Genomic DNA, 10,765 nt, shown 5'->3' with positions numbered 1-10,765 from the left:
GCGTTCGTGGACCTGGGCGGCATCGACGGCCTGCTGCACGTCACCGACATGAGCTGGAAGCGCGTCAACCACCCGAGCCAAGTGCTCGCGGTCGGCGACACGGTTAAGGTCCAGATCGTCAAGATCAACCCGGACACCCAGCGCATCAGCCTCGGCATGAAGCAACTGCAGTCCGATCCTTGGGACGGCGTGGAAGCGAAGTACCCGGTCGGCGCGAAGTTCACGGGCCGCATCACCAACATCACCGATTACGGCGCCTTCGTGGAGCTGGAAGCCGGTGTCGAAGGCTTGGTGCACGTCTCGGAAATGTCCTGGACCAAGAAGAACGTTCACCCCGGCAAGATCGTCTCGACCTCGCAAGAAGTCGACGTGGTCGTGCTGGACGTCGATCCGTCCAAGCGTCGCGTGTCGCTCGGCCTGAAGCAGGCCATGGCCAATCCGTGGGACGCCTTCGTGGCCGCCCATCCGATCGGCTCGACCGTCGAAGGCGAAGTCAAGAACGCGACCGAATTCGGTCTGTTCATCGGCCTCGACAACGACATCGACGGCATGGTGCACCTGTCGGATCTCGACTGGACCGTGTCGGGTGAAGAAGCCATCGCCAAGTACAACAAGGGCGACATGGTCAAGGCCCGCGTTCTCGACGTCGACGTCGAGAAGGAACGCATCTCGCTCGGCATCAAGCAACACGCCGGCGACCCGATGCAGGGCGACACCTACCGTTCGAAGCAGATCGTCACCGTCACCGTCACCGAGATCACCTCGGGCGGTATCGAAGTGAAGTTCGGCGACGAAGAAGCCCCGATGACGGCCTTCATCCGCAAGTCGGACCTGTCGCGCGACCGTGGCGATCAGCGCCCCGAGCGCTTCGCCGTGGGCGACCGCGTCGACGCCCAGATCACCAGCATCGACAAGGCTGCCCGCCGCGTCGCGCTGTCGATCAAGGCTCTGGAAATGGCCGACGAGAAGGAAGCCATCGAGCAGTTCGGGTCTTCGGACTCGGGCGCCTCGCTCGGCGACATCCTCGGCGCGGCTCTTCGCGAGAAGAACGCCGGCAAGGACTAAGCTTCAAGGCGAGTTTAGCCTAGAGCTGACGGCGGATCGGGAAACCGGTCCGCCGTTTTCTTTTGTCGCTCCGTCCGGTCCGCAACCGGGGGTGGGGCGGGATCGAAACCGATCACAGTTGGGGTGTGTGGGCTATTGTGCCGCATTGCGCCTTGAACATCGGGCGGGACTCGACCATGGTCCCGCTCGCTCCCGGCAATTCCTGGGGGCCACGCCTGTTGGCGAGGTACTTGCTGCTAGTTGAACGCCTATGAGCCGTCTCCCCAACGGCTCGGGGACTCGGAAATAGGCATGATCAAGTCGGAACTTATCGCCCGTCTGGCGGAAGAGAATCCGCATCTCACCCAGCGCGACATCGAGCGTGTGGTCGGCGTTATTCTTGAGCGCATGATTCAGGCGCTCGAGACTGACGGTCGGGTGGAGTTGCGAGGCTTCGGAGCCCTGTCGGTCCGTTCGCGCGACGCACGCGCCGGTCGCAATCCACGCACGGGCGAAGCCGTCGACGTGCGCGCCAAGCACGTGCCGTTCTTCAAGAGCGGCAAGGAACTTCGCGAGCGTTTGAACGCCGACTAACGACTTTGCGCGTTTACGGTTGACCGGCGGGAACGGCGTAGCCGATCTTCGGCCCCTTTGCTGGCCAAAGGTGGACCCATGGGCATCTTCTCAGAATTCCGCGAGTTCATCGCGCGCGGCAGCGTCATCGACCTCGCGGTCGGTGTGATCATCGGCGCGTCGTTCAACAAGATCGTCGATAGCCTGGTCAACCAGGTGATCATGCCGCCGATCGGCCTGGCGATGGGTGGGCTCGATTTCTCCAAACTTCAGTGGGTGCTCCGGCCCGACGATCCCACCACCGCGATCAACGAGCTGGTGGCGATTCAGTACGGCGCCTTCATCAACACGCTGATCCAGTTCCTGATCGTCGCCTGGGTGATCTTCATGCTGATCAAGGGGGTCAACACCCTGCGTCGTCAGCAGGCTGACGCGCCGCCGCCGCCGCCCACGCCCAGCGAAACCCTGCTCGTCGAGATCCGCGACCTGCTGAAGAGCCGCTAATCGGCCTTGGCTTGGCGCGCGTGACGCCCTAACTCCGGGGGATGACGGCGCGCGCCAAGATCTGTGGACTTTCAACGCCTGAGGCGGTTCGCGCCGCCCTGGACGGCCGGGCCACCCATATCGGCTTCGTGTTCTTCGCCAAGAGCCCGCGCGATATCGCGCCCGACGCTGCTGACCGCCTGGCCGCGCCGGCGCGTGCGGCGGGGGTGAAGATCTGCGCCGTCACGGTCGATCCCGACGATGTGTTGCTGGACCGGCTCACCGCCGCTCTGAAGCCTGACTTCATTCAGCTCCACGGCCGTGAAACGCCGTCCCGCGCGCGCCAGATCGCGGTTCGCACCGGAGCCGGGATCATCAAGGCGCTGCCGGTCACCGACGCCGCCGACATCGAGGCCGGGCGCGCCTATGAGAGCGTGGTCGACCATCTGATGTTCGACGCCAGGCCGCCGAAGGACGCGGTCCTGCCGGGCGGGACTGGCTCTCGGTTCGACTGGACCCTGACCGCCGGACGCCGTTTCGAGCGACCCTGGTTCCTGGCCGGGGGGCTGGATCCTTGGAACGTCGGCGAGGCCGTGCGACTGTCCGGCGCGCCGCTGGCGGACGTTTCCTCTGGCGTGGAGCGCGGTCCCGGACTAAAGGACCCGGCCTTGATCACGGCGTTTCTAGACGCTGTCCGCCGCGCTTGAAGTTGCAAAGCCCCGTGAACGCTCCAGCCAAACCCAACGATTACACCGCCTATCCCGACGCCGCCGGCCGCTTCGGCGACTTTGGCGGCCGCTACGTGCCCGAGACCCTGATGCCGCTGGTCCACGACCTGGACGCGGCCTACAGCGCGGCTAAGGCCGATCCGGCGTTCCAGGCCGAACTGAACAGTTTCCTGACCCATTATGTGGGGCGTCCCAGCCCGCTCTATTACGCCGAGCGGCTGACCGAGCATTTCGGCGGGGCGAAGATCTATCTGAAGCGCGAAGAGCTGAATCACACCGGCTCGCACAAGATCAACAACTGCATGGGCCAGATCCTGCTGGCCCGCCGCATGGGTAAGACCCGGATCATCGCCGAGACCGGCGCGGGCCAGCACGGCGTGGCCACGGCCACCGTCTGCGCCCGCTTTGGCCTGCCTTGCGTGGTCTATATGGGCGCGGTGGACGTCGAGCGGCAAAAGCCCAACGTCTTCCGCATGAACCTGCTGGGCGCGCAGGTGGAGCCGGTGACCTCTGGTTCGGCGACGCTGAAGGACGCCATGAACGAGGCCCTACGCGACTGGGTCACCAATGTTCACGACACCTATTATCTGATCGGCACCGCGGCCGGCATGCATCCCTATCCAGAGATGGTGCGCGATTTCCAATCGGTCATCGGCCAGGAAACCCGCCGCCAGGTGATGGAAATGGAAGGCCGCCTGCCCGACGCCGTGGTGGCGTGCGTGGGCGGCGGCTCCAACGCCATCGGCCTGTTCCACCCGTTCCTCAATGACGAGGGCGTGCAGCTCTTCGGCGTCGAGGCGGCGGGCGAGGGCATGGAGACCGGACGTCACGCCGCAGCCATCAATGGCGGCCGTCCCGGCGTCCTGCACGGCAACATGACCTATCTGCTGCAGGACGACGAAGGCCAGATCACCGAGGCCCATTCGATCTCCGCCGGCCTGGACTATCCCGGCATCGGCCCGGAGCACTCCTGGCTGCACGATGTCGGCCGGGCGACCTATCTGACCGCCACCGACATCGAATCGCTCGACGCCTTCAAGCTGTGCGCCGAACTGGAAGGCATCCTGCCGGCCATCGAGTCGGCCCACGCCCTGGCGCGCCTGCCGGACGTCGCCAAACAGGTCGGCAAGGGCGGCATCGTGGTGCTGAACCTGTCGGGCCGCGGCGACAAGGATGTGGCGACCGTCGCCGCGCATCTGGGACGCACGATTTGACCACGGCCCGCATCGACGCGCGCTTCGCCGCGCTGAAAGCCGAGGGCCGCGCGGCCTTCGTGACCTACATCATGGCCGGCGATCCCGACTACGCCACCGGCCTGGAGATCCTGAAGGGCCTGCCGGCCGCCGGCGCCGACGTGATCGAGGTCGGGTTCCCGTTCTCCGATCCGATGGCCGAGGGTCCGCCCATCCAGCGCGCGGCCCTCCGGGCCTTGGACAACGGCATGACGCTGTCCAAGACCTTGGCGATGATCGCCGAGTTCCGGAAGGGTGATCAGACCACGCCCATCATCCTGATGGGCTACGCCAATCCGCTGATCAATCGCGGCTTCACGACCTTCGCCCATGACGCGGCCCAGGCTGGCGTCGACGGCCTGATCGTCGTGGATATCCCGCCGGAAGAGGCCGATCCCTTGGCCGACGCCCTGGACGCCGAACAACTTTCGCTGCTGCTGCTGTCCACGCCGACCAGCGACGATGCGCGCCTGAAGGTCATCCTGCGCCGCACCTCGGGCTTCGCCTACTACGTCTCGGTCGCCGGGGTCACCGGCGTGAAGGAGGCTGACGCCGATACCGTCGCCCCGCACGTCGAGCGGGTGCGGGCCGCGAGCGGCCTGCCGGTCGCCGTTGGTTTTGGCATCAAGACGCCCGAGCGGGCCGCCGCCATCGCGCGGGTCGCGGACGGCGTCGTCGTCGGTTCGGCCTTGGTCGAAGAGATTGCTACAGGCTTGGCAATGAACGAATCTGTGACCGACCGGGTTCTTTCCAAAGTCGAATCCTTGGCTAAGGCTGTGCGCTCCGCGCGAGTCGAAAGCCTCACGGTGTAGAACCCCATGGCGATGGCTGAACAGCGAAACGACAAACCCGGTAAGGGACCCCAGGGTCCGAAAGAGCGTCGCGGCTGGCTGTCGCGGATTGCGCCTGGCGTGCGCAATCTCGTCTCCAAGCGCGAGACGCCCGAAAACCTCTGGGTGAAGTGCCCTGACACCGGCGAAATGATCTATCGCTCGGACTTGGAGACCGCCCTGTGGGTGACTCCGTCCGGCAATCACATGCGCATCGGCGCCGAGCAGCGCCTGCGCTACACCTTCGACGACGGCCAGTACGAGAAGCTCGATGCGCCTAAGGGCGTTGTCGACGATCCGCTGAAGTTCCCCGACGAGCGGCCCTACATGGATCGCCTGAAGGCGGCCCGGAAAGCCAACGGCGCTCAGGATGCGATGACCAGCGCCTACGGCACGATCGAGGGCCAGCCGGCCATCGTATCGGTCCAGGACTTCAGCTTCATGGGCGGTTCGCTCAGCATGGGCGTGGGCGAGGCCTTCATCAAGGCCGCCCAGGAAGCCGTGCGTCGCGGCGTGCCCTATGTGATCTTCACCGCCGCCGGCGGCGCCCGCATGCAGGAAGGCGCCTTGGCGCTGATGCAGATGGCCCGCACGACCCTGGCGCTGAACGAGGTCAAGGCTGCGGGCCTGCCCTATATCGTCGTCCTCACCGACCCGACGACGGGCGGGGTCACCGCCTCCTACGCCATGCTGGGCGACATCCATCTGGCCGAACCGAACGCCATGGTCGCCTTCGCCGGCCGCCGGGTGATCGAGCAGACCATTCGGGAGGTGCTGCCGCCTGGCTTCCAGCGCGCCGAGTTCCTGATGGAGCGCGGTCAGATCGACCGGGTGGTCAATCGCGGCGAGATGCGTTCGGTGCTCGCATCGCTCCTCAAGACCCTGATGATGGGCCGCGAGCGTTCACAACACGCGGCGTGATGATCTGGCGGCGGCTCCCTCACTGAGGGAGCTCGCTGCCGCAAGGCGCCTCCCGCAACACGGGACTATCTGGTACCTGCCTAGCTCCCTACGGCCAGAGCCATAGCCATGTATGATCCCATCCGCGCCTCCGACGAGGTGATCCTGCGGCTGCGCGCCAACCACCCGTCGCTGATCGACCTGACCACCGGACGGGTCGAGCGGCTGCTGGACGCCCTGGGCAATCCCGAGAAACGCCTGCCGCCGGTGATTCACGTGGCCGGCACCAACGGCAAGGGCTCGACCGTCGCCTATCTGCGGGCCATCGCCGAGGCGGCGGGGCTGCGGGTCCACGCCATCACCTCGCCGCATCTGGTCCGTTTCGCCGAGCGTATCCGCCTGGCTGGGGCGCTGATCACCGACGAGCAGCTCTCGGCCCTGATCGACAAGGTCGAGGCGGCCAACGCCGGCCAGCCGATCAGCTTCTTTGAGATCACCACCGTGCTGGCGATCCAGGCCTTCGCCGAGACGCCCGCCGATCTCTGCATCGTCGAGGTCGGGCTGGGCGGTCGGTTCGACGCCACCAATATCTTCGCCGCGCCGGCCGTCAGCGTCATCACCCCGGTCGACTACGATCACCTGGAGATGCTCGGCCCCGAGCTGTCCAAGATCGCCTGGGAGAAGGCCGGGATCATCAAGCAGGGCCGCCCGGTCGTCATCGCCCGCCAGATCGAGGAGGGCGAGGCGGTGATCCTCGATGAAGCCGAAAAGCTGTCGGCGCCCGCCACCTTGATGGGCCGTGACTTCGACGCCTGGGAGGAGCGCGGCCGCCTGCTCGTGCAGATGCCCGACCAACTCTACGACCTACCGGCGCCCAGCCTGTTCGGTGGCTATCAGTTCGCCAACGCCGGGCTCGCGGTCGCCGCCGCCCTGGCCCTGAACGATCCGCGCATCGATGAAGAGGCGCTGGCCAAGGGTGTTTCCAGCGCGGTCTGGCCGGCGAGGTTCCAGCGCCTGACCGAAGGGCCCATGGCGCGGTTGGCGGCCGAACGCGGCGCCGATCTCTGGCTCGACGGCGGCCACAATCCTCACGCCGGCCGCGCCCTGGCCGAAGCCGCCGGGCGGCTGGTGGCGCGTGATCCGCGGCCGTTGGTGCTGGTCGCGGCGATGTTCGCCCGGAAGGACGCCCTGGGCTTCTTCCAGCCCTTCGCCGACCTGAAGCCGCACGTCTTCACCACGACCTTCGACTCACCAAACGCCGCGCCCACCGAGGAGCTGACGACAGCGGCTATCGAGGCCGGACTGAGCGCCGAACCGGTTGCGAGTGTGGAGGAAGGATTGCGGCGGGCGCTGGAGACGCCGGGTCCCGCGCCGCATGTGCTGATCTGTGGCGGCCTGCACTTCGCGGGCGAGGTGCTGGCCATGAGCCCGGAAACCTGGCCGAGCTAAGGCCCTTGGCGCCAAGTGTCGTCCCGGAAAGCGCGAAGCGCTTGTCCGGGACCCAATCGCGCTAGGCCACCAGGAGGTGGCGAGGCCTCGTCATATCTTGAACCATCACGTGTTCATGGGTCCCGGACAGCCGCGAGCGGCTTCCGGGATGACACCATGTGAAGCCGTGGCCCTTAGACCCCGGCCTCGTTCAGCCATTCCAGGATCTTCTGCTTGGGCATGGCGCCGACCTTCATCGAGGCCATCTGGCCGCCCTTGAACAGCATCATGGTGGGGATGCCGCGCACGCCGTAGCGCGAGGGGGTGGTCGGGCTGTCTTCGATGTTCAGCTTGGCCACGGTGACCTGATCGCCCAGTTCAATGGCGATCTGCTCCAGGGCAGGGGCGATCTGCTTGCAGGGGCCGCACCACTCGGCCCAGAAATCCACCAGCACAGGCTTGGTGGCCTGCAGAACGTCCTTGTCGAAGGACTCGTCGGTGACCGTCACGGTGCTCATGAAAAGCTCCTCATAGCGCAGCCTGGAAAACGCGTGGCTACGACTCTCGATCCGCGATGTAAGCGGGCGCAGCCTAGGTATCAACCTTCGCGGTGAAGCTCAGCAAGGGTTTCGGCCAACAGCTTTTCTGGAACCGCCATCAGCTTCGGCCCGTCCGTCCAGACCAGGGCGGCCTCGATCCGGCGGCCTTCGAAGATGTCGGCCAGCACGGCGGCGTAGATCGCCATCTGCCGCAGATAGGCGGGATCGGCGTCCTCGATGCGCTGCGGCGAGGGGCGGTTGGTCTTGAAGTCGGCGACCAGCACGCGATCGGGCAGTACCACCAGCCGGTCGATCCGGCCCGAAATGGCTAGACCCGCGGGCAGGCGGCTGGCGGTCCCGGCCACCGAAACCTCGGCGCGGCTGCCGGAGCCGAACACCTCGGCGAAGCGGCCGTCCTCAAGCACGCCAAGGGCCGCGTTGATCATCTCGGCGCGCTGGTCGTCATTCAGGTCGCGCTCGCGCGCCAGGATGCGCCCGGCGGCCGCGGCGCGTTCGGCCGTCGGCAGATCGGGCAGGATCTGCAGCAGGCGGTGGATCAGGTCGCCGCGCCGGAACCGGCCCAGTCCGTGGGCGCGGATCAGCGGCGAGGCGGCGGGCGCGACGACGTCCTCGCCCAGCTGCGAGGGGGAGGCGTAGCGGGCGTAGGCCTCGGCCTTGGCCTCGACCGACGCCCAGGCGGGGACCGGCGAGACCGTGTTCACAATCGCGGCGCCGGCGCCCAAGGCTTGCGGATCTGGGCCGAAGCGCACGATCTCCATGCCGTTCGAGCGGATCGCCCGTTTGTCGCCAGAGACGTCGGCGTGCTCGAAGGCGTCGTTGATGGCGCCCCACCAGCCCTTGATGTTCTCTTCCTTGGCGTTGGCCGCGACCCGGCCGCAGAGCACCAACCGGTCGCGCGCGCGGGTCAGGGCGACGTAGAGCAGGCGGTAGGCCTCGTCCTCGTCCTTCTTGGCGCGCCACTCGCGGGCCTGGCCCGAGGCTTCGCAGTCGCCGGCCTTCGAGGCGCTCCACAGGAAGCCGCCCTCCTGGGTCGCCAGCAGCGGCGAGCCGCGCGCGGTGCGCGACAGCGTCGTCTCGGGCAGGAAGACGATCGGCGCCTCCAGGCCCTTCGCGCCGTGGGCGGTCATGACCCGCACCTCGTCGCGGCCGGACTCCATCTCGCGTTTGACGGTGATGTCGAGGCTGGCGAAGGTGGCGGCCAGGCTTTCCAGATCCTCGACGCCGCGGTTTTCGGCGGCCAGCACCTGGGCCAGGAATTCGTCCAGGGCGTCCTCGGCCTCGCTGCCCAGCCGTCCTAGCAGGCGTTGGCGCATCGAGCGCCCGGCGCCGTCGCGCAGGCCCAGCAGCCGCGAGTAAAGCTCGAAAGGTCGGTGGGTTCGCGCCGCGTCGCGTACCCAAGTCAGCAATTCCGCCGCCGCGCGCCACTCCGGCGCCTCGTCCTGGCGGCGGTGCAGCACGGCGATCAGATTCTCGCGTCCACGCCCCTTGGCCAGGGCGTAGAGGCTGTCGTCGGAGAGGTCGCAGAACGGGCTGCGCAGCAGCGCCGCTAGGGTGAGTTCGTCGGAGGGGAACTGGGCGAAGCGGGCGATGGCCACCAGATCGTCGAAGACGATGTGCTCGGACAGGGCCAACCGGTCGGCGCCGGCCACCGGGATCTTGCGGTGCTTCAGAGCCCGCAGGATCTCCTCGAACAGCGCCTTGCGCCGCCGCACCAGGATCAGCACATCGCCGGCGGTCGCCGGGCGCCATTGGCGCATGTCCTTGTCGAACACCCCGTCGCCGCGGGCGATCAGGGCGGCGATCTCGCTGGCGATCTTCTCGGCCAGCCGCTTGTTGGCGCTGCCTTCGCTCTCCTGGTCGAGGGGGGCGTCCCAGGCGTCGTGGATCTCGGTCTTTTCCTCGCGCTCCAACGGCCACAGGTCGACGCAGCCATGGTCGGTGCGCACGGCGGTGTGGACGATGGGCTCGACCTCGACGCGGGGCAGGACGGCGCCGGCCAGTTCGGCGGGTGCGAAGGCGGCGTCCACGAACCGCAGCACCTGGGGCGTCGAGCGCCAGGAGGTCAGCAGGTCCACACGCTCGAAGCGGAAGCCGGCTCCCGTGGCGCGGTCCTTGTGGAATTCGAACTCCTGAATCAGCAGTTCGGGCCGCGCGCCCTGAAAGGAATAGATCGACTGCTTCTCATCGCCCACGACGAACATGTTGCGTTCCAGCCGCTCGCGCACGGTCGGGGCGCCGGCGCCGGAGAAGAACTCCTCGGTGAGGGCGCGGACGATCTCCCACTGCTCGGGCGCGGTGTCCTGGGCCTCGTCGACCAGGATGTGGTCGATGCCGCCGTCCAGCTTGAACAGCACCCAGGCCGCCATGGGCCGAGAGGCCACCAGGTCGCGGGTCTTCTCGATCAGGTCGCTGAAGTCGAGCGAGCCGGACGACGATTTCTCGATGCCGTAGGCGGTCAGATAGGCGTTGGCCAGGATCAGGGCCGAGCCTGTGTCGATCGCCACCTGGGCGGCGCGCATCTGATCGCGGGCCTGTTCCAGCCGGTCCTGCTCGGCCAGCAGGAACATCCGCAGTTGCTCGCGGGGCTTCAGGCCGCTGGTCTTGGCGACCCAGGTCGCGGGCGTGCCCTCGCCCTTCTCGGTGAACAGAGCGGCCAGGCAGTCGAGGAGAGTGGCGGCCGGATTGGCGGCGATGGCCCTCAGGGCGGCGGCGTTCTTCTGGTCGGTCTTGGTGCCGAGCGCCAGGACCTGCGCGCAGTCGGTCCAGGCCCGGCGATCCAGCTGCGCCATGACGGCGGCCTCAAGGGCGTCCGGCTCGGTCGGCTCGTCGAAGCCGCAGACCGACCAGACGTCGTCCATCGCGCCGGCCAGCCCGCCATTGCGCGCGATGTAGTCGGCTAGCCGGCCCCGCGCGGATTCGAAGGCGCCGAACATCGACTGGAAGCTGCCGAAGTCGAGCGCCACCGAGAACCGCGCATAGGCCTCGGC

General features: G+C 67.3%; 10 protein-coding genes. 8 read left to right on the top strand and 2 right to left on the bottom strand.

The annotated features are described in order from the left end of the window. The 8 genes from Q7T84_RS18960 to Q7T84_RS18925 form a co-directional block, all read left to right on the top strand. The coding region (locus Q7T84_RS18960; protein ID WP_304812073.1) for a S1 RNA-binding domain-containing protein at positions 1-1,065 on the top strand (1,065 nt) is incomplete at its 5' end. 291 nt (positions 1,066-1,356) lie between these two features. Next, complete coding sequence (locus Q7T84_RS18955; protein ID WP_304812070.1) at positions 1,357-1,638, top strand: integration host factor subunit beta; 282 nt, start codon at positions 1,357-1,359, stop codon at positions 1,636-1,638. Between the two features lie 78 nt (positions 1,639-1,716). Beyond that, positions 1,717-2,121 (top strand): large-conductance mechanosensitive channel protein MscL, encoded by a 405-nt coding sequence (gene mscL / locus Q7T84_RS18950; RefSeq protein WP_304812068.1) that lies wholly within the window; start codon positions 1,717-1,719, stop codon positions 2,119-2,121. 41 nt (positions 2,122-2,162) lie between these two features. After that, the gene (locus Q7T84_RS18945; RefSeq protein WP_304812066.1) at positions 2,163-2,807 is read left to right on the top strand and encodes a phosphoribosylanthranilate isomerase; all 645 of its coding nucleotides are present in this window, start codon (positions 2,163-2,165) and stop codon (positions 2,805-2,807) included. Positions 2,808-2,821: 14 nt separating this feature from the next. Next, a complete protein-coding gene (gene trpB, locus Q7T84_RS18940; protein WP_304812064.1) occupies positions 2,822-4,042 on the top strand; it encodes a tryptophan synthase subunit beta in 1,221 nt (406 codons plus the stop codon). Next, positions 4,039-4,872, top strand: coding sequence for a tryptophan synthase subunit alpha (trpA, locus tag Q7T84_RS18935; protein ID WP_304812062.1), 834 nt, complete (start codon positions 4,039-4,041; stop codon positions 4,870-4,872). The genes trpB and trpA overlap by 4 nt, the downstream gene beginning before the upstream one ends. Before the next feature lie 6 nt (positions 4,873-4,878). Next, complete coding sequence (accD, locus tag Q7T84_RS18930; protein WP_304812060.1) at positions 4,879-5,811, top strand: acetyl-CoA carboxylase, carboxyltransferase subunit beta; 933 nt, start codon at positions 4,879-4,881, stop codon at positions 5,809-5,811. Positions 5,812-5,919: 108 nt separating this feature from the next. Continuing rightward, on the top strand, positions 5,920-7,239 hold the full coding sequence (locus tag Q7T84_RS18925) for a folylpolyglutamate synthase/dihydrofolate synthase family protein (protein ID WP_304812057.1): 1,320 nt from the start codon (positions 5,920-5,922) through the stop codon (positions 7,237-7,239). 173 nt (positions 7,240-7,412) lie between these two features. Here the strand turns inward: Q7T84_RS18925 and trxA are convergent, their stop codons facing one another. Both trxA and addA read right to left on the bottom strand, forming a co-directional pair. After that, a complete protein-coding gene (trxA, locus tag Q7T84_RS18920; RefSeq protein WP_304812055.1) occupies positions 7,413-7,736 on the bottom strand; it encodes a thioredoxin in 324 nt (107 codons plus the stop codon). 80 nt (positions 7,737-7,816) lie between these two features. After that, positions 7,817-10,765, bottom strand: a 2,949-nt coding sequence (addA, locus tag Q7T84_RS18915) for a double-strand break repair helicase AddA (RefSeq protein WP_304812053.1), incomplete at its 5' end; no start/stop codon positions are given.

The sequence above is a fragment of the Phenylobacterium sp. genome (assembly GCF_030654915.1).
GTDB lineage: Bacteria > Pseudomonadota > Alphaproteobacteria > Caulobacterales > Caulobacteraceae > Phenylobacterium.
Note: the sequence above shows the minus strand (reverse complement) of the source record. Positions and strands in the feature narration are given on the sequence as shown.